General features: G+C 49.2%; 18 protein-coding genes and 1 riboswitch. Of the genes, 16 read left to right on the top strand and 2 right to left on the bottom strand.

Annotated features, from left to right (window positions below):
* The first annotated feature begins 98 nt into the window (after positions 1-98).
* The 3 genes from MHH48_RS31215 to MHH48_RS31205 all read left to right on the top strand — a co-directional run bounded on the left by MHH48_RS31215 (position 99) and on the right by MHH48_RS31205 (position 5,095).
* A complete protein-coding gene (locus MHH48_RS31215; RefSeq protein WP_256720760.1) occupies positions 99-3,791 on the top strand; it encodes a glycosyl hydrolase family 18 protein in 3,693 nt (1,230 codons plus the stop codon).
* 274 nt (positions 3,792-4,065) lie between these two features.
* Complete coding sequence (locus MHH48_RS31210) at positions 4,066-4,476, top strand: VOC family protein (protein ID WP_076325299.1); 411 nt, start codon at positions 4,066-4,068, stop codon at positions 4,474-4,476.
* Positions 4,477-4,666: 190 nt separating this feature from the next.
* A complete protein-coding gene (locus MHH48_RS31205; RefSeq protein ID WP_076325300.1) occupies positions 4,667-5,095 on the top strand; it encodes a MarR family transcriptional regulator in 429 nt (142 codons plus the stop codon).
* 113 nt (positions 5,096-5,208) lie between these two features.
* Here the strand turns inward: MHH48_RS31205 and MHH48_RS31200 are convergent, their stop codons facing one another.
* Positions 5,209-5,613 (bottom strand): VOC family protein, encoded by a 405-nt coding sequence (locus MHH48_RS31200; protein WP_076325301.1) that lies wholly within the window; start codon positions 5,611-5,613, stop codon positions 5,209-5,211.
* Positions 5,614-5,736: 123 nt separating this feature from the next.
* Positions 5,737-7,185 carry a cardiolipin synthase gene (gene cls / locus MHH48_RS31195; protein WP_076325459.1) on the bottom strand — a complete coding sequence of 483 codons (1,449 nt, stop codon included), beginning with the start codon at positions 7,183-7,185 and terminating at the stop codon, positions 5,737-5,739.
* 222 nt (positions 7,186-7,407) lie between these two features.
* Here cls and MHH48_RS31190 point away from each other — a divergent pair, with 222 nt between their 5' ends.
* From MHH48_RS31190 to MHH48_RS31130, 13 genes are all read left to right on the top strand, one after another.
* Positions 7,408-8,487 carry an AI-2E family transporter gene (locus MHH48_RS31190; RefSeq protein ID WP_076325302.1) on the top strand — a complete coding sequence of 360 codons (1,080 nt, stop codon included), beginning with the start codon at positions 7,408-7,410 and terminating at the stop codon, positions 8,485-8,487.
* A gap of 239 nt (positions 8,488-8,726) precedes the next feature.
* The gene (locus MHH48_RS31185) at positions 8,727-9,674 is read left to right on the top strand and encodes a ring-cleaving dioxygenase (protein WP_076325303.1); all 948 of its coding nucleotides are present in this window, start codon (positions 8,727-8,729) and stop codon (positions 9,672-9,674) included.
* Position 9,675: 1 nt separating this feature from the next.
* Positions 9,676-10,287 carry a flavin reductase family protein gene (locus MHH48_RS31180; RefSeq protein ID WP_076325304.1) on the top strand — a complete coding sequence of 204 codons (612 nt, stop codon included), beginning with the start codon at positions 9,676-9,678 and terminating at the stop codon, positions 10,285-10,287.
* 187 nt (positions 10,288-10,474) lie between these two features.
* Positions 10,475-11,218: an SDR family NAD(P)-dependent oxidoreductase gene (locus MHH48_RS31175; protein WP_076325305.1), complete on the top strand. Its 744-nt coding sequence runs from the start codon at positions 10,475-10,477 to the stop codon at positions 11,216-11,218.
* A gap of 422 nt (positions 11,219-11,640) precedes the next feature.
* Positions 11,641-11,786, top strand: a riboswitch (cyclic di-AMP (ydaO/yuaA leader).
* Between the two features lie 350 nt (positions 11,787-12,136).
* Positions 12,137-12,991, top strand: a complete 855-nt coding sequence (ehuB, locus tag MHH48_RS31170; RefSeq protein WP_256720763.1) for an ectoine/hydroxyectoine ABC transporter substrate-binding protein EhuB — start codon at positions 12,137-12,139, stop codon at positions 12,989-12,991.
* A 1-nt stretch (position 12,992) separates the two neighbouring features.
* Positions 12,993-13,646 carry an ectoine/hydroxyectoine ABC transporter permease subunit EhuC gene (gene ehuC, locus MHH48_RS31165; protein ID WP_076325306.1) on the top strand — a complete coding sequence of 218 codons (654 nt, stop codon included), beginning with the start codon at positions 12,993-12,995 and terminating at the stop codon, positions 13,644-13,646.
* 2 nt (positions 13,647-13,648) lie between these two features.
* Positions 13,649-14,311 carry an ectoine/hydroxyectoine ABC transporter permease subunit EhuD gene (ehuD, locus tag MHH48_RS31160; RefSeq protein WP_076325307.1) on the top strand — a complete coding sequence of 221 codons (663 nt, stop codon included), beginning with the start codon at positions 13,649-13,651 and terminating at the stop codon, positions 14,309-14,311.
* 13 nt (positions 14,312-14,324) lie between these two features.
* A complete protein-coding gene (ehuA, locus tag MHH48_RS31155; protein ID WP_083659798.1) occupies positions 14,325-15,182 on the top strand; it encodes an ectoine/hydroxyectoine ABC transporter ATP-binding protein EhuA in 858 nt (285 codons plus the stop codon).
* A 25-nt stretch (positions 15,183-15,207) separates the two neighbouring features.
* Positions 15,208-15,720 (top strand): diaminobutyrate acetyltransferase, encoded by a 513-nt coding sequence (gene ectA, locus MHH48_RS31150; RefSeq protein WP_076325308.1) that lies wholly within the window; start codon positions 15,208-15,210, stop codon positions 15,718-15,720.
* A 16-nt stretch (positions 15,721-15,736) separates the two neighbouring features.
* Positions 15,737-17,029, top strand: a complete 1,293-nt coding sequence (ectB, locus tag MHH48_RS31145) for a diaminobutyrate--2-oxoglutarate transaminase (RefSeq protein ID WP_076325309.1) — start codon at positions 15,737-15,739, stop codon at positions 17,027-17,029.
* A complete protein-coding gene (locus MHH48_RS31140; protein WP_076325310.1) occupies positions 17,026-17,418 on the top strand; it encodes an ectoine synthase in 393 nt (130 codons plus the stop codon). Before ectB ends, MHH48_RS31140 begins: the two co-directional genes overlap by 4 nt.
* 14 nt (positions 17,419-17,432) lie before the next feature.
* The gene (thpD, locus tag MHH48_RS31135) at positions 17,433-18,341 is read left to right on the top strand and encodes an ectoine hydroxylase (RefSeq protein WP_076325311.1); all 909 of its coding nucleotides are present in this window, start codon (positions 17,433-17,435) and stop codon (positions 18,339-18,341) included.
* On the top strand, positions 18,338-18,874 hold the full coding sequence (locus MHH48_RS31130) for a DUF2179 domain-containing protein (RefSeq protein WP_076325312.1): 537 nt from the start codon (positions 18,338-18,340) through the stop codon (positions 18,872-18,874). The genes thpD and MHH48_RS31130 overlap by 4 nt, the downstream gene beginning before the upstream one ends.
* Positions 18,875-18,918: the final 44 nt, after the last annotated feature.

Here is an 18,918-nt window from a genome sequence, read left to right as displayed (position 1 = left end):
GAAATGCTGTATCATTTGCAATCGAAATTTAATCAACAGAGGTGAAAACGGTGACATCATTTATAACGAAAAAGCACCCGAAACGGGTGATATGCTTTTTGGCCCTTATTCTTATTTTTACGCCACTCTTTAATGCGCCTGCATCCTATGCAGCAGAAAGTGCTCCTCCTACAGACATTTCTACTGACATTTCCACAGTTAACTCCGTCCTAGAGCCCGCGACAGTAACGAACTCAACGTATAAAGCCCAGACCAATGAAGCCCAGGATCCGCTGGCACCGCAGAATCTTCGTATTGAAAGTGTCTCTCATAATATGGCGATATTTCAATGGGATTTCAAACCCGTCGAAGGTGAAAACAATATACAGGTGTGGGACGCGGATTCAGGCAAGTGGCTGGCATGGGGCAATTATTGGACGCGTGCCGTGACCGGATTGACACCTGAAACAACCTACAGAATCTATATTACGTGGGACGGCGACGTGAAAAAAGAACACAAAAGCAATGTATTGGAATTCACCACAACCAAAGACGAAGCTGAATATAAAGATGCACCGTTGACTCCTCCAAGCCATCTTAAAATTGACGATGTAACGGAAGATACGGTTACGCTGAGTTGGGGTTCGAGTCCTGGAGCCGAAGCTTATGACATTTATATTAATGGAGCATGGAAAGGCGGCACTTGGGAAAACTCCGTTACCACGGCTACTTATGGACCTTTGGAAGCAGGAGAGACTTATACTTTTAAAGTAGGCGCGCAGAGAAGCGTAAATGGAGCTTTGGAAGCATCCGCCAATAGTAATGCCGTTACCCTTAAGTGGGGGAAACTGGCTCAACCTCAAGGGTTACAGGTAGTGACGGCTACACGATCTACGGTTTCACTGGGCTGGGCACCGGTGCCTGGGGCCACAAGCTATGATATTTATCAGGATGGAGTAAAGGTTGGTTCGAGTAGCGGGAGTCGGTATGTAGCTGCTGGACTGGAAGAAGGAAAGACCTATTCGTATAAGGTAGTGGGCCATAACGGCCTATGGACTTCGCCTGAAAGCGAAGCAGTGTCGGTAGTGGCTGGCAGCAATTATAACAATATTACGTACTACACATCTTGGTCAGCTAGTACCGAAGGACGTAATTTTCATCCTGGTGACTTGGATGTATCACAGATCACTCACATTAACTATGCCTTCGCCGATATATGTTGGAAAAAATACGGGAGCGGGCCGAGAGCCTGCGAAGATCCTAATATTCCTGCACAGGATCGATACGTCCATGACGGAGAAATTGTGATTGGAGATCCGACATTTGATTTTCAGAATTTCGCAGCTTTCGAATCCGTCAAGGCATCGAACCCTCAATTGAAGCTTATGGTTTCAGTAGGCGGCTGGTCCTGGTCTGATAATTTTTCTAATGTAGCCATGACGGAAGAAACACGCCGTACTTTTGCTAACTCTGCTGTAAAATTCCTCCGAGACTACAAGTTTGATGGTTTGGATATCGATTGGGAGTACCCGGTCGAAGACGGGGAAGAGTCGAATTCCAGAGCACCGGAGGATAAAGAAAACTTCACATTGTTAATGAAAACCGTTCGCGAGGCGTTGGATGCAGCCGGTTCAGAGGACGGGAAATATTATTTGCTGACGATTGCTTCAGGGCAGGGAGACAATTTTACCGTAAACGCAGACTTTACTAACTCTGTGCAGTATCTCGATTTTGTCAATATTATGACCTATGATTACAGCGGTAAATCTGATTCATTTGGTCATCATAATGCACCATTATTTTATGATAAAGCTCTTCCAACTTCATCCGCTCCAAGAAATCATGTGCTTGGCGGTTTGTTAGGCCATTTGAATGGCGGAGTGCCGACACATAAGTTGATCGTGGGCGTTCCTTACTACGGCAAGGGCTGGGATGGTTGTGGTTCACTTGGTCAATATCAGGCATGCAATAAGGATGGATCTAGTTTTGGAACATGGGAGCCTGCCATTTTCGATTTTAGCGATCTCGAGAATAACTACATCAACAAAAACGGCTATAAGAGATATTGGAACGAATCCGCCAAGGTGCCTTACCTGTACAACGATCAAAATAAAGCGTTCATCACCTACAACGATAAGAACACCATGAAGTACACCGCTTCTATCGTGAAATCGCTGGATATTGCAGGCGTCATGAGCTGGGATATCAGCGGCGACCGCAACAAAACGCTGACGACTCAACTCATTCACGACTTGCCGATCGACGGCAAAGTCAATGCTTCAGCACTCCAAGCTCCGGCGAATCTCTCAAGGGTAAGTGCCAGCGCAGGCTCCATTCAAGTGAAATGGGATGCTGTGGCAGGCGCAACGGGATATGAAGTATATGTAAATAATGCTTTGTCAGGCTCGGTTACAGATAATAGTTATACCGTGAATGGCCTTAGCTCTCTGACGAACTACAAGATTCATGTGCTTGCGGTAGATCGAACGGGAGATGAGATTAACCGCGTCTCCAGCGCTTCGAATCTGCTTAGCGTAACAACTTCAAGCAGCGGTTCCGGTGGATCTGACGGTTCCGGCGGATCAGGAGGATCGGGAGGCTCTGGTTCACCAACGCCTTCGACGCCACAACCGCCTAAAGCCAAAGATCAGCTAGAGGCAAACGTCACGCTTCATGGGGATAAAGCTGTGGTGACCATACCTACGGCTGCAGCTGTTAACAGCATTAACCTTTCGGATTCCTCCAACTTCCAGATCCATGCGGGTGCAGGTGCGAAGCAGGCTGAGGTTGAGATTCCGCAAGAAATCATCGCAGCCGTTGCGAAAAAAGGAGCCAAGGCAAGTCTTTCCATTATCGTGAACGGGACAGAATACCGGATTCCGGCTTCGCTGATTACGGTTTCCGGTCCTGTAAAAGTCTCGATTGTTTCTCCGGGGGCTGCCGATGCAGCAAGCATGGAGACACTGCTTAAGGGAAGAGAGGTACTAGCCAATCCGCTATCGTTCAAGCTTGAGCAAATAAACGAGGATAAGACAACGACCGAACTGAAGCATTTCGGCAAAACCCATGTCAGCGAATTTATGACCGTCGATGCGAAAAAGATAAATGTAAAACGTGCTACCGGAGTGGTTTATACACCAGGTACCCAGGAGCTTCGATCCGTTCCAACCTTGTTTAAAGTTAACGCGGATGGCACGGTAACTGTTGAAATCAAGAAAACTGGCAGCGGTATTTATGCTCTGGTTCAGCAAGATATCCGGTTTAGTGACGCGATCCCTTCTTGGGCACGAGAAGACGTGGCGCAGGCTGCTGCCAAGCTGATCGTATCTGGTGAAAGTAACGGATCTTTCGGCGGTAATAAACAGATTACCCGTGCCGAGATTATATCCATTGTGGTGAAGGCGCTGGGTATTCTGCCTGACGACAGTTTTGCCAACTTCAAGGATGTAGATCCGAAATCCCGGTATGCCAGAGAGATTGCAGCTGCGAAAGCGGCAGGGTTAGTGAAGGGACGCTCAGGCGATATCTTTGATCCAAACAGCTTGATTACGCGTGAGGAATTGGCCGTCATGCTGAGTAATGTGCTGAATTATGCCGGCAAGAAGAATGAAGCCAACCAAGGATTGTTAAACAAATTTAAAGACCACTCCAAGGTTTCATCTTATGCGAAGTCGTCTGTCGCTTTCGTGGTGGAGCAGAAGATTATGCAAGGCGTATCCGCCTCCAAGCTGGATCCACAATCTCATGTAACTAAAGCTCAGACGGTTGTAACCGTCATGAGATTGCTGCGGGCAGTGGGTTTATCTAACTAACATGGATTCGTAATAAAGTGGGATGTCTCTCAGGCGAGTTTTAACACGGCCTGGAGGCATCCTTTTTTCGGGTAAGAGTTATAAGCTACAGCCGACTGAATCGCAGCTGCGTTTTGTTTAGCATTTGGATCCCAAAAAGACAGGATCGAGAGGATTCTGAATATGCTTCGCCAGCTGGATTCCCGTAGCTTGGATTGAACATAGCAAATGAAGAGAAATGTCGTGCTGCAGCTCATGCTAAGATGAATCTATCAAATCGAAGAGGTGATTCGGAATGGCTTTGAAAAGCGACAATATTTTTGTGAACCTACCTGTTAAGAACTTGGAGAAAACGAAGGACTTTTTCTCAAAAATCGGTTTTGAATTTAACGCAGAATTTACGGACAAAAACGCGGCTTGCCTGGTCATCGGCGATAACATCTTTGCCATGCTGCTCACCGAGGATTATTTCAAGACGTTCACTAAGAAAGATCTATCGAATGCTGCCAAAACTACGGAAGTGATTTTGGCACTATCCGCCGAGAGCCGGGAGCAGGTGGACGAAATCGTTAATGCCGCGCTTTCTGCAGGAGGGTCGCCTTCCAATGATCCGGTGGATCATGGCTTTATGTACGGTTGGAGCTTCCAGGATCCGGATGGCCACCTGTGGGAAGTCATGTACATGGATCAGAGCCAGGTCGAATAGAAGCATTGAAGCAAGCAGTTGCCGGATCACAACATGAAGAAGCAAACACCTAATAAAATGACGGCAGAGGTCTCCCAGGGTTATGGGGGGAATCTGCCGCTTTACTTTTATTTGGAAATCCATTATATTTGTATGTGCAAACAATGAATGGTGATTCAACAGGATGAACTCAGCGAAAGAGGTAGCCGTTATGTTAAATACGTATATCAAGGAATGTCTTTACTTCACTACCAATCGTCTTAGCCGGGTTATCACCAAGATGGCCGAAGATGAGTTTGCCGCAAGCGGATTGTCGCCCACCTATGCTTATTTGCTTATGGCTGTATATGAGAAGGAAGGGATCTCGCAGAAGGAATTAGGCGAAATTCTTCATCTTCAGCCTTCTACCGTAACCCGACTGGTTGAGAAGCTGGCCGTTAAAGGGCTGGTTTATAATCGGGTGGAAGGAAGGATGTCATTGATCTATACAACCGATAAAGGGAAGGCTTTGGAGAAAGTGATTCACGAGTGCTGGATGAATTTGCGCAGTCGTTACGGCGCTATTTTAGGTAATGCCGAAGGTGATGAATTATCGCTGCATCTATACGAGGTGAGTGATCAATTGGAGAATAAGGACTGAGGTCTTTTTGGACACAAGCCGATTGGCCGCAGTGGAAGTCGTGGAACGTTGGAGCTCCAAATAAATCACGCAAAAAAAAGCCCTCCAAGTGAAACTTGAAGGGCCTTCTACTATTAATTGACTTGGACTTCGGTCGTTACCTGCCACAATACGCCGAACTTGTCTTCCAGCAACCCGAACAGCGCTCCCCAGAATTGAGTCTTCAGCGGATCAAGCACCTTACCGCCTTCTGCCAAGCGGTCAAAAGCTTCATGTGCTTCAGCATCGCTTTCAAACGACAGGCTCAGATGAATTCCGTTCCCTCGCTCCAGGGTTTGGAATATGGAGTCCGACATAAAGATTGGAATTCCTCCTGCTACCAGACTAAGATGCATGACCTTGTCTTTAAGCTCTTCCTTGGTTCCAGGAATCTCGCCATGGGTTTGCACGGACAAGATCTCCCCGCCTAATGCTTGGGTATAAAACTCAGCCTGCGCTTTTGCATCCTCAGAGAAAATATACGGTGTCAGTTTAGCCACGTACAACATCCTTCCTAGGTTTTAAAATGATGGATTCGTTTTCCTTGGCTTTAGTATAAACGGTCTGAGTCTCCCGCATTTCTTCTGGATTGCTAAATGTTGCGGCAGCGCTAAAGGCTTGTTTTACAGAATAGGCGACAGCAAGCGTGAGATGGATTCCTTAAACTTGATCCACCTTGATCGCTCCAGATACTGCTTCATCGTAAGCTGGCTGGATACCTGCAGATCCTGATGAAAGATGTGAGTCAATTGTTTTGATAAATCCTCATCGTACAGGAACGCGTTCACTTCAAAATTCAGCTTGAAGCTTCGAACATCGATATTCGCCGTGCCGACGGAAGAAATCTTCTCGTCAATGATGATGGTCTTGGCATGAATGAAGCCATTATTGTAGAGATACACGTTAGCCCCGGTTCTCAGCATTTCCCCGATATAGGATAAGGTCGCCCAATAGACAAAGGGATGGTCCGGTTTATCGGGAATCATCAGGTTAACCTCAACGCCGGACAGCGCCGCAATGCGGAGCGCATCCAGGAGGCTGGCATCGGGGATAAAATACGGCGTCTGAATATGAATCGATTTCTTGGCGGACGAAATCATTTTGATATAACCGTTCTTGATGTGTTCATATCTGGAATCCGGACCGCTGGTCACAATCTGAATCCCGACATTGCCAGGCGAATCGATCTTGGGAAACAGATTCGATTCATAAGAAATATCGTGATGGTGCGAAGCCTGATTCCAGTCGAGAATAAAGCGAACCTGCATCGCATAAACAGCTTCACCTTGAATGCGCAGATGGGTGTCCCGCCAATATCCGAACCTGGAGTTGAGACCCAGGTACTCATCCCCAACGTTAAAACCGCCTACATACCCGATGTCGCCATCAATGATAGCGAGCTTTCGGTGATTCCGGTAATTCAAGCGCAGATTAATGAAGCGCAGCTTGGACGGGAAGAAGGCCTCGGCTTCTCCGCCGGCTTCGCGAAATGCTTTGAAGAAGCCCTTGGTTAATTGACGCGAGCCCAGCTCGTCGTACAGAACCCGGACTTTCACGCCTTCTTTTGCTTTTTTGGTCAACAGGGACATCAGCTTCTTGCCCAGCTCGTCCCGACGGATGATGTAGTATTGAATATGTATATAGACTTTGGCTTCCTCAATATCCTGAAACAACCGTTCAAATTTCTTGCGTCCATCCGTGAAAATTTCAACGTTGTTGTCGTCCGTAAGGATCGCCTGATTCTCATTGATATGCATATGGATTAAATCGCTGCTATCCGCCGCGGCTTGATTGCTGAACGGGTATTCCCCGTTAGTCATCCCTTCCATTTGAGACAGCAATACCTTCTCGATGCCTGTTTTCTGCAGATCATCCCAATGAAAGAGACGGATTCTTCTTAAATTTTGGGCGAACAACAGGTAGAGCGCAAAGCCCAAAATCGGGATAAAAGACAGCACCAGCAGCCATGCCCAGGTGGAGCCGGCATCCCGCCGTTCCCTAAAAACCACGAACATGGAGAACACGATATTCAGTACGATGATCAGACCAAGAGTGATGGATGTAACATGCATGTTCATAATATCCTCCTAAACTATATCCTTGCCCTTGCAATCCTTCATATTATACGTGAGGCGTTAGGAGAAGTATATATCGGCAGGATGAAGTGAACTGAATGGTTATATAAGCGATGGCGCTACAATCCGACATCCTATACCAGTGCAGACGCAAGCGATTTGTATATGCACACATTGTCATGATACGATGGTGAAAAAATAGGAGAAGGGGCATGCTTTTTGCTGAAAATGAACAAGTTTTTCAAATTATGTCTCGCCGTGATTCTGGTCCTCATTATTATTTATTTGGGATCGCTGGTGGATTTTATATTCAGACCGGTACTTTCGTTCTTCTCGATCATCCTCGTGCCGCTGATGCTGTCAGGATTCTTCTATTACCTGCTCAGGCCGCTGGTTGATCTTCTCGAAAAGCGCAAGCTAAATCGCTCGCTGGCCATCCTGCTCCTATATGTCGTGTTTGCAGGCATACTTACAGGTTTTATTATTGGGGTATGGCCATCCCTGCGGGATCAGATCATTGCTCTTGTGGAGAATGCGCCCGCATTATTTGCTGCCTTAGGTGAACAGTTGCAGGAGTGGGAAAATAACGGGCTCTTTAAGGAGATATTTCCGGAGGATTCTAATCCACTTACCCAATTAACCGATTATTTGAATCAAGGCTTCACGTTCCTGACGAATTATATTATGAACCTCTTCTCGTTCGTGTCGAACTTTGCTATCGTTTTATTTACGTTCCCGATCCTGCTGTATTACATGCTGAAGGAAGGCGGGAAGTTCGGAGAGATGATTGTCAGCTTTTTGCCTAACCGCTTCAAGGAAGTGGGAGCTTCGGTACTGGATGAAATCAACAATGCCCTCAAAGGGTTCATCGTTGGACGAGTGCTCGTCAATCTGGCGCTGGGTGTCTTGATGTACATCGGCTTCCTGATTATTGGTCTTCCTTATGCATTACTGCTGACGACCGTGGCGGTTATCGCGAATTTCATACCATTTATCGGAGCTATTCTATCCTCGATCCCGATCGTGATCATCGGCTTCATTCAATCCCCTGGAACGGCGATCTGGTCGCTTGTTGTCATTCTGGCAGCTCAGCAGATTCAGGATAACCTGATTGGACCATATATCTTTGGCAAACAGCTGGCTATCCATCCGATTACGATCATTATCCTGGTTTTGGTGGGACAGGATCTCGGCGGAATTATAGGGGTTCTGCTGGTGGTACCGATTTACATGATCATTAAGATTATCGTAACGAGAGTTTATCAGCTATTCTTTAAGGAAAAATGGCAAAAAGCATAGACGGGTGATAGGCATGCGGTCGCAGCTGCATACTGAAGCCGCCTAAGAGCGTGGAAGCGTTCTTGGCGGCTTTTTGTATGCCCGAGGTTTGAAGGCGCGCTTGACAATGAGAGGAAAAATATATAATCTTAAATTAAAGATATTAACATTAAAGATTGTTTACCGACTCATAAATCATGCAATACAGGACCATGAAACGGAACAAGGTTTCGACACGAAACAATGAGGAGGCGATGAATATGGCATTACAAACGGCAGGCATTCATCATATTACCGCTTATGCACAGGACCCGCAGAAGAATGTTGATTTTTATACGGGCGTGCTTGGACTCAGATTGGTGAAGAAGACGGTGAATTTCGATGCGCCTGAGGTGTACCATTTGTATTTCGGGGGTGAGGAGGGGCACCCGGGGACTATTATTACCTTCTTTCCGTCTCCTGCTTCGCGAAGAGGGAGACGTGGAGGAGGGCAGGTTGGGTATACAACCTTTGTTGTCCCTGCGGGTGCCCTGCCTTATTGGGAACAGCGTTTACGGAGCTTCGGCGTCCCTGTCATGAAAGCATTCCGTTTTAACGAACATTATCTTCAATTCTCCGATCGCGATGGACTTTCTCTGGAGCTGGTCGAGCGGGAAGACGGACCGAAGAGCAGTTGGTCTGTAGACGATGTGACGCCGGACACAGCGATTAAGGGGTTTGGCGGTGCGGTCCTGTTCAGCAGCAAGTGGAAGGAAACGAAGATAGCGCTGGAGCAGGTAATGGGACTGACCTTCATGGGAGAGGACGTTAACTATGCGCGGTTTCAATCATTAGGGCCCTTCGGCAACGTGATTGATTTACCGATGCGGGATATCCCGTGGGGCGCCGGAGGTGCCGGAACGACCCATCATATCGCATGGCGGGCTCAAGATGAAGTTGAGCATGTTACATGGCAAGAGTGGGTGAAACAGCATGGCTTTTTGCCAACGGATATTAAGAACCGCAACTATTTCAAATCGTTATATTTCAGGGAACGAGGGGGGATCTTGTTTGAGATCGCAACCGATCCGCCCGGATTTACGGTGGATGAAGATCTGGACTCACTGGGGGAACAATTGAAGCTTCCTGCCTGGTTTGAACCGGAGCGAGCCCGTATTGAGGAAGGTCTGGAGCCTATTCAAGTCAAAATACAAGAGAGGGGTAACTGAAGTGATATCCATTGACCCGAATACCCAAAGCGAACGGGACACCTACAAGCTGCTCATCGGGAGCGTTGTTCCGCGACCGATCGCTTTTGTTACGACATTATCGGAGGACGGTGTGCTGAATGCGGCACCATTCAGTTATTTCTCCATTCTGTCCAGCAATCCGCCCCTGCTGTCCGTTTCCGTTCAGCGGAAGAACGGTACGGCTAAGGATACAGCGAGAAATGCCATGCAAAGCGGCGAGCTTGTCATCCACATCGTGGACGAAGACAACGTTGAAGCCGTGAACGAAACGGCGGCGAACCTGCCCCCGCATGAGAGTGAACTTGACCGAGCGCATTTAACCCCGGTCGTTAGCGAGGTCGTTAAAGTTCCCGGCGTTCTGGAGAGCAAGATTCGCATGGAATGCGTGCTGGAGCAGGTCGTCACTTTGAATGGAGCGGATCAGCTGCCTGGTGCCGATCTGCTGATTGCCCGCGTAGTTCGCTTCCATGTTGCGGAGGAACTTTACGAGCAAGGCCGGATTGACGCTGCCAAGTTGAAGCCTGTGAGCCGTATGGCTGGTAATATCTATGCTTCACTGGGAGAGATGTTTACAATCGAGCGGCCTGTATAACAATGGACAGGCTGGATAAGGTTAGGATGAGGCGAATATTAAGTTGTGAGCGTCCATATGCCGTTATTCGATAGGATGTTGTTCATGAAAGAAACGGGGGCTTGTGGAATATCATGCCTGGAATATGTTAACTCTACATGAATATGGAACCGATATGATGAATTCACAATATAGGAGTGGTCGACAAATGAAATTTGAATCCAAGGTTGTCATTGTGACGGGAGGCGCCAGCGGGATCGGCGAAGCAGCAGTAAGGCTTTTTGTAGAAGAGGGAGCCAAGGTTGTTATTGCAGATTATTCGGACCGGGGACAGGCTGTTTCGGATGAATTAAGAGGCGCAGGCTTTGAAACGCTGTTCGTTAAGACGGATGTGACCCAAGAACAGGAAGTTGCAAATATGGTGAAGCAGACGGTTGAGCATTTTGGCCGTGTCGATGTATTGTTCGCCAATGCAGGCATTGCTCATGATGCCCCTGCTGATCAGTTGTCGATGGACAACTGGCAAAAGACGATTGATATTAATCTTACAGGGGTGTTCCTGTGTGATAAATATGTAATCCAACAGATGTTATCCCAAGGAACCGGAGGGGCGATCGTAAACTGCGGCTCGATCCATAGCCATGTCGGAAAAGCGGGTGTTACCGCTTATGCTTCCGCTAAGGGAGGCGTTAAGCTGTTAACCCAGTCCATGGGCGCGGATTATGCTCCAAAAGGGATCCGGGTCAATGCCGTATGCCCGGGATACATCGATACTCCGCTTATTAAGGGAAGAACGGAAGCGATCACCGAGCACCTGGTCGGCCTTCATCCGATGGGCCGCTTGGGACAGCCGGAAGAAGTAGCCAAAGCCGTGTTGTTCCTTGCCAGTGAAGATGCATCCTTCATTACAGGCACAAGCTTACTGGTGGATGGCGGATATACAGCCGTATAATCCATGGACCAAAAATCCCGACACTTATCGGGGTTTTTGGTGTGCATTCATTGCTTCATAAAGCGGTTAATATATGATGCTGGCACCAGCGCTCCCGTAACTAGAAGTAAATGAGTCATAATGGGTTTTTAATGGATAATCAAAAATTTTTTTTGGTTCAGATGGAGTGTAGAAGCTTTCCACTGTTTTGGTCTAATTCATGGCATAAACTATCCATCACATGAACGAGTAAGGGAGGCATGGCAAACGCCTGCTATATAGCGAAAAATAGGTATGGGATAAAATCCCTATGTTGTAGGTGGACAGGCTTGAATGAGGCATTTTTCTAGCTTGTCATACACCCCGGAAGAATGGCATTTCTGCGTCTGAATTTCCAGAAAAAGCGGTTAAAGGGGTTTGACTTTTCCTAAACTTCCCTTTATCATGGACACACGCTTAGTTTCCGGCATACATTTTCCGGAAAGCGGGGGAACCAGTTTCACCAGGGGCGAGTCACTTAGAATCATGAGTGTAGGGTACCATCTTACCCGAGTCCGTCAGCTAACCTCGTCAGCAGTGGATGGGTCTTGCATACATAATGGATGTTCATAACAAAGGCCCTTGATTCTCTTAGGGGCCTTTTCTCTATTTTTTGACCCCCTGCTGGCGGAGCTATGTCTAAATCCCCTGTTTGGTGGTCTTTTTGTATTCTGCTAAAGAGGAGGGGCAAGGCCTGCAAATGTTTAACCAATTGAATCAGTCGGATGGCATTGGGTTTAAGCGTGCAAGGAGATGGATGAATCATCTTCCCTGAAGCCCCGACCCGTGCAAGGTGTCTGAATGTCCTTATATCCAAGTTAACATATGTGTTAACAAGGGTAATTTCAACGTGCCATTTTGTAAGGATTGCAAAGTCATAACGAAAGGTTGTGGAAGGTTTTGAAGAGAGTGCTTGTGCTGATGTTGTCAGTGACTATGGTGGTATTGCTTGCGGCTTGCGGTGACAAAGGGAGTACACTGGATCGCGCCATTGAGCAAGGGTATATCACCGTAGGTTTTGCGAATGAGAAGCCTTATGCCTATAAAGAGGCCAACGGGGAGCTGACGGGAGAAGCCGTTGAGATTGCTCGGGTTATTCTGGAGCGGCTTGGCATCAAGGAAATGAGGGGAGAGCTGACGGAATTCGGTTCACTGGTTGCCGGACTGCAGGCCGAGCGGTTCGATCTAATCACCGCAGGCATGTTCATTAATCCGGACCGCTGCTCCGCCGTATTGTTTGCCAATCCGGAGTACAGCATCGGGGAAGCCATTGCGGTGAAGCAAGGGAACCCGATGGAACTCGGAAGTTATGAGGATATTGCTAATCATGACCAGGCTAAGGTCGCCGTCATGACAGGCGCGGTTGAAATCGGCTATATGGAGAAGTCCGGTATTCCTTCAGACCGGATCATACAGGTCCCCGACCAGGCCTCGGCTATTAGCGCCCTTCAGGCAGACCGGGTACAGGCGATTACCATGACGGGACCCTCTCTGCAGGCGATGCTGGATTCGGCTAGTGATGACAACATCGAACGTGTAACTGATTTCGAGCAGCCGGTCATCGATGGAGAAAGCGTTCGGGGTTATGGAGCTACGGCGTTCCGCCAAGCGGATACCGAGTTCCAGGAGGCTTATAATGCAGAGCTGCAAAAAATGAAGGAATCAGGCGAGCTGCTGGACATTCTGCAGAAGTTCGGATTCACGGAAGAAGAGCTTCCGGGTGAAATGACGGCTGCTGCGCTTTGCGGGGAATAGCATGCCGAATTCGTGGATTGATTTTCTCCCTACGCTGCTAAAAGGGGCGGAGATCACGATTGTGGTAGCTTTCTTTTCAGCCATCCTTGCGGTCGTGATGTCCTTTGCAGCCGGGTTATGCCGACTGTCGAAGCTGTGGATCATTCGCACATTGACAGCCGTGTACGTGGAAGTCTTTCGGGGAACCTCCTTGCTGGTGCAGCTGTTTTGGTTGTATTTCGCTCTTCCGTTCATCGGCATCGAGCTTCCAAAAATGTTGGCGGCCATCCTCGCGATCGGGCTAAACTTCGGCGCATACGGCTCGGAGATCGTCCGAAGCGCTGTGCTGGCCGTTCCGAAAGGACAGTGGGAAGCCGCTTTAGCGCTTAATCTGAAGCCTTGGCAAAGGCTGTGGAATGTGATATTGCCTCAAGCTTCCTTGCGAATGCTTCCCCCTTTCGGGAATCAGCTTGTGGAACTCATCAAATCCACCTCATTGGTTTATTTCATCACCATGGCGGATTTGACGTATCAGGCGATGGTGCTTCGCAACAATTACATCTCCTGGACGACCGAGATTCTGGTACTGCTGCTCCTCATGTATTTTGTCATTGCTACGCTCGTATCGCTGGCAGTTCGACTGCTGGAGCGTAAATGGACAGCGGGGAGGTTATAGTCATGTGGGACTGGAACTATGTGTGGGATATCCTGCCGCAGCTCTTGAGTGCGTTAAAGATGACGGTATGGGTGACGATCTGCGCTTTCGTGGTGGCATTAATCATCGGATTGCTGCTTGCCTTTGCGACGCGGAGCCGATTTAAGCTGTTGTCGCTTATAACCAAAGGAATCATTGAATTTATTCGCAATACACCGCTGCTGGTTCAGGTCTTCTTCCTGTATTACAGTCTGCCGCTCCTAACGGGAATTTCCATTCCGGCCTTCTATGCCGGGGTCATCGGTCTCGGGCTGCATTACAGCACCTATCTGTCCGAGGTGTACCGTTCCGGAATCGAGGGAGTGCCGAAGGGGCAATGGGAGGCTGCCACAGCACTGAATTACACGAAAGCCCAAACCTGGCGAAGTATTATACTGCCGCAAGCGGTGCCGCCAATCATTCCGGTACTGGGCAATTATTTAATTGTCATGTTTAAAGAAACGCCGATTCTATGCGCCATCACGCTGGTGGAGATGATGCTGACGGCCAAAAATATCGTGTCGCAGTCGTTCCGTGCATTTGAGCCGTATACGCTGGTCGGGATTCTGTTCCTGATCATCAGTTATATCGCATCTTTGCTTGTGCAAAGGCTGGAAAAACGCATGAATCTGCAGCGTGGAAAATAAAGGAGGGAGTCTATTGAATGCCGTTGTGATCGATGAGCAAGCGGAAGCGTCGAAGGTGCCGCAGCAGGAGAACAATCCCGCTACCGCTGCGGGTACCAAGCCGATTGTGAAATATACGGGCGTGACCAAGTCGTTTGGTGATCTCCAGGTGCTTAAGGGTATCAATCTGGAGATGCAGCCGGGAGAAAAGGTGGCTGTGATCGGTCCAAGCGGATCGGGCAAAACGACGATGGGCCGGATGCTGATGACGCTGGAAGAACCCACCGAAGGAACCATCGAGGTTGATGGCGAGCTGCTCTGGCATATGGAAGAGAAAGGGAGGCTGGTTCGGGCCAGCGAAAAGCATTTGCACCGTATGCGCTGCAACGTTGGTATGGTCTTCCAGCATTTTAATCTGTTTCCGCACATGAATGTGCTTCGTAATGTGACGGAGGCCCCGCGTAAGGTGCTGGGTTTATCCAAGGAGGAGGCGGAGGAGCGGGCCGTCTCCATGCTAAGCAAGGTCGGTTTGGCCGACAAGCTGAAGATGTATCCGTCCAATCTGTCCGGGGGGCAGAAGCAGCGGGTTGCCATCGCCAGAGCGCTGGTCATGCGGCCGAAGGTAATGGTGTTTGATGAGGTCACCTCGGCTCTTGATCCGGAGCTGGTCGGCGAGGTGCTGGAGGTCATTCGGGAAATCGCGGATGAAGGCGAAATGGCTATGATGCTGATTACGCATGAGATGGATTTTGCGAAGGAAATCGCGGATCGGGTCATATTCGGAGCCGATGGAAGAATCGTTGAGCAGGGCACGCCGGAGGAGATATTCGATAATCCCCAGAGCGAGCGGCTGCAGAGCTTCCTGCAGCGATTCCGTTCCAACGGAAATTAGTTCTGGAAAGAGGTGATTGTATAGAATGGCTGTGGATACCGAAACCGAAATTGTTTACCGAAGACCGGAAGCACGGGATGGCAGCCGGGTGTGGGAGCTCATACGCGACACCGGATCGCTTGATCTGAACTCCCCTTATTGTTACATGCTGCTTGGAGATTACTTCCATGATACCTGCATGATCGCTGAGCATGAAGGAGATATCATCGGTTTTATTTCCGCCTTCCGTTCTCCTCGTAATCCGGAGACGCTGTTCGTATGGCAAGTGGCCGTTGCTAATTCGCATCGGAGGCAAGGCATTGCCAAAGCGATGCTGACAGGTCTCATGAATCAGAAGGCATGCCATGGCGTCCGTTATATTGAAGCTACGGTATCGCCGAGCAATATGGCGTCCCGTCGTTTGTTTCTCGGTTATGCCGAGGAGAAATCCATTCCCAGCACCGTAACCGTAGGTTATGGAGCAGAGATGTTCCCCGATGGGACATCTCATGAAGATGAGCCGTTATTCGTGATTGGCCCCTTTTTCAATGACATTTAAACAAATGGAGGGAACTATGGACAACCAAGTCATGGAGAAACCGAAGCTTACTGTGTTTAACAAGCTGGAATCGGAAGTAAGAAGTTATTGCCGGAGCTTTCAGACCGTTTTCGACAAGGCACGGAATGCAAAGCTGTGGGATACGCAGGGCAATGAATACATTGATTTTTTTGCGGGAGCAGGTGCTTTAAATTACGGACATAACAATGAGAAGATTCGCGAGAAACTGGTCGACTACATGCTGAGGGACGGCGTCACGCATAGTCTGGATATGGCTACAGATGCAAAGGAAACGTTTCTGACCCGATTTCAAGAAGTCATCCTGAAGCCGCGCGGGTGGGATCACAAAGTGATGTTTCCCGGTCCGACCGGAACGAATGCCGTAGAGGCAGCGCTCAAAATCGCCCGCAAAGTGACGGGGCGCAGCACCGTTCTATGCTTCACGAATGCCTTTCATGGCATGTCGCTGGGATCGCTGGCGGTTACCGGTAATTCCTTCAAGCGCCAAGGCGCCGGCGTGGATCTGAGCCATTCGGTATTTATGCCGTATGACGGTTACTTTGGCGATGACGTGGATACGATGGCATATATGGAGAAGCTTCTGGATGATCCGGGAAGCGGCATTCCGCTTCCGGCTGCGGTGATCGTCGAGGCGGTGCAGGGGGAAGGCGGATTAAACGCCGCCAGCCGGGAATGGCTGCAGAAGCTTACGCGCATCTGCAAGGATAAGGGGATGCTGCTTATTTTGGATGATATCCAGATGGGCTGCGGCAGAACCGGGCCGTTCTTTAGTTTTGATGATGCCGACATTGAGCCGGATATCGTATGTCTCTCGAAATCGATTGGCGGCTTTGGCTTGCCGATGGCAATTACGCTGATCAAGCCGGAGATCGATATATGGGAGCCGGGGGAGCACAACGGTACCTTCCGGGGCAATAATCTCGGATTCGTGGCCGCGGCCGAAGCGCTGAATTATTGGAAAACGAAAGATTTTCAGCTCGATATCGGCATTAGGGAGAATCGGATTCGCCAATCATTGGAAGGCGTTGTGAAGGATCACCCCCAGTTCGTCGGCGAAATTCGCGGCAGAGGCATGATTCAGGGGGTTGCTTTTGCTAAGCCGGAGCTCGCAGGCAGACTGTCCGAGATCGCTTTCGAGCAAGGATTGATTATGGAAACGTCGGGTCCGCACAGCGAAGTGGCAAAGCTGATGCCGCCGCTGACGATTGAAATGAACACATTGGCACAGGGATTGGGGATATTTGAGAACAGTATGAAACAATTAGCTGCAGAGGAGAGGTTGTCATGATTGTTAAACATTTGGAAGAGATCGTGGATACCAAGGACGATATCGATACCAAGACATGGAATTCGAGAAGGCTGCTGCTCACCAAGGACGGCATGGGTTTCTCTCTCAATGATACCCTCATCAAGGCCGGAACGGAGACGCTGATCTGGTACAAAAACCACGTCGAAGCCGTGTACTGCATCGAAGGGGAGGGAGAAATCGAGGTTATCGGGGGTGAAACCTACCCGATATCTCCTGGGATGATGTACGCGCTGGACGGTCATGAGAAGCATTATTTGAGAGCCCGTTCGCAGATGCGGATGGTCTGCGTATTCAATCCGCCGCTTACTGGTGCTGAAGTTCACGATGAGGAAGGAACCTACCCGCTGCTCGCCCCAATTTCAGACTAAGGAGATGATATGCGATGAGTAATAATCATGTGTCGGCCCTTCAGGAAAAAGAACTGGACGTTTATCCTTCAAGAGTGCATGCGGAGCCCCGAATCCTAAAGAGACAGGATCCTGTCGTTCATTCCGAATGGAGTCCGGATGCAGCGTTAACGCAGGAGCAATCCGACTTCTATGAGCGCAACGGATATTTATTCCTGGAAGATTTCTTTGGTCGAGAGGAGCTGTCGAAATATCAGGCGGAAGCCCGGAGTTTGCAGGTAACGGCAAGTGAAGCGGACAAGGATGAAGTGATCCGGGAGCCGGGGGGGAACGAAGTGCGGTCGGTATTCGCGGTGCATGAGAGCCATGAAGTGTTCAAGAAACTATCCCAGCATCCGAGACTCCTGGCGATTATGGAATACCTCTTGGGAGGCGAGACGTATATCCATCAATCCCGAATTAATTACAAGCCGGGCTTTACGGGGAAGGAGTTCTATTGGCACTCCGATTTCGAAACGTGGCATGTCGAGGATGGCATGCCACGCATGAGAGCGTTGAGCTGCTCCATTGCCCTGGAGGATAACTACCCTTATAACGGACCGCTTATGGTTGTGCCGGGGTCGCATAAGGAATTCGTGGCCTGCATCGGCCAAACGCCGGAGGATCACTTCAAGGATTCCCTGCGCAAGCAGGAGTACGGTGTTCCGGATCATGACAGCCTGACACGCATGGTGAAGAAAGGCGGTATCGACACGCCGGTTGGCAAAGCGGGCTCAATCGTGATTTTTGACTGCAACATTATGCACGGTTCGAACAGTAACATTACGCCGATGCCGCGCAGCAATATTTTCATGGTTTATAACAGCGTGGAGAACAAGGTCAAGCAGCCGTATTCGGGCCAGAAGCCAAGACCGGAGTATATCGCCACTCGTGATTCTCAATGATCTCGCTGACACTTATCGGTTCCATCATCGGCATCAACGTAGTCTATGTCTCGATCTTTTCGCTGCGGCTGATTCTGATGATCAAAGGCAGAAGGGGGATCGCCTCCCTTCTGGCCATGCTGGAGGTATTCGTCTACCTGCTCGGCCTCAATCTCGTCCTGCAAAATCTGGACAATCCTTTTAATATGGCGGCCTATTGCCTGGGCTTCGGCCTTGGCGTATATGCCGGCAGTCGGATCGAGGAATATTTGGCACTCGGATACATCGTGGTACAGGTTATCGTTAATTCCGTTGAGACGAATCTGGCGATGAACCTGCGGGAGAAGGGATATGGCGTGACCGCCTGGGAAGCGGACGGCAAGGATGGCAAACGGCTCGTGCTTCAAGTGCTCGTGAAACGGAAGAACGAGCGGCGGTTGATGGAGTCACTATCCAAAATGTCGCCGCAGGCGTTCATTATCTCCCATGAACCGAAAAGTTTCAAAGGTGGCTTCTGGGTACGATTGACGGAAGGACGCAAATTGAAATTGTAGAACACATGTAATAGGAAGGCCTGCTTTGGAACCCGGTTCTGGAG

This window comes from Paenibacillus sp. FSL F4-0100 (assembly GCF_037993005.1).
GTDB lineage: Bacteria > Bacillota > Bacilli > Paenibacillales > Paenibacillaceae > Paenibacillus_AQ.
This window is presented reverse-complemented; position numbering and strand designations above follow the sequence as displayed.

Excerpts from the sequence above, each read along its gene's own strand:
- thpD (WP_076325311.1), top strand. The coding sequence starts at position 17,433 with ATGAGTAATAATCATGTGTCGGCCCTTCAGGAAAAAGAACTGGACGTT.
- ectA (WP_076325308.1), top strand. The coding sequence starts at position 15,208 with ATGGCTGTGGATACCGAAACCGAAATTGTTTACCGAAGACCGGAAGCA.
- MHH48_RS31130 (WP_076325312.1), top strand. The coding sequence starts at position 18,338 with ATGATCTCGCTGACACTTATCGGTTCCATCATCGGCATCAACGTAGTC.
- ehuC (WP_076325306.1), top strand. The coding sequence starts at position 12,993 with ATGCCGAATTCGTGGATTGATTTTCTCCCTACGCTGCTAAAAGGGGCG.
- MHH48_RS31210 (WP_076325299.1), top strand. The coding sequence starts at position 4,066 with ATGGCTTTGAAAAGCGACAATATTTTTGTGAACCTACCTGTTAAGAAC.
- ectB (WP_076325309.1), top strand. The coding sequence starts at position 15,737 with ATGGACAACCAAGTCATGGAGAAACCGAAGCTTACTGTGTTTAACAAG.
- MHH48_RS31175 (WP_076325305.1), top strand. The coding sequence starts at position 10,475 with ATGAAATTTGAATCCAAGGTTGTCATTGTGACGGGAGGCGCCAGCGGG.
- MHH48_RS31140 (WP_076325310.1), top strand. The coding sequence starts at position 17,026 with ATGATTGTTAAACATTTGGAAGAGATCGTGGATACCAAGGACGATATC.
- MHH48_RS31205 (WP_076325300.1), top strand. The coding sequence starts at position 4,667 with ATGTTAAATACGTATATCAAGGAATGTCTTTACTTCACTACCAATCGT.
- ehuD (WP_076325307.1), top strand. The coding sequence starts at position 13,649 with ATGTGGGACTGGAACTATGTGTGGGATATCCTGCCGCAGCTCTTGAGT.
- MHH48_RS31185 (WP_076325303.1), top strand. The coding sequence starts at position 8,727 with ATGGCATTACAAACGGCAGGCATTCATCATATTACCGCTTATGCACAG.
- cls (WP_076325459.1), bottom strand. The coding sequence starts at position 7,185 with ATGCATGTTACATCCATCACTCTTGGTCTGATCATCGTACTGAATATC.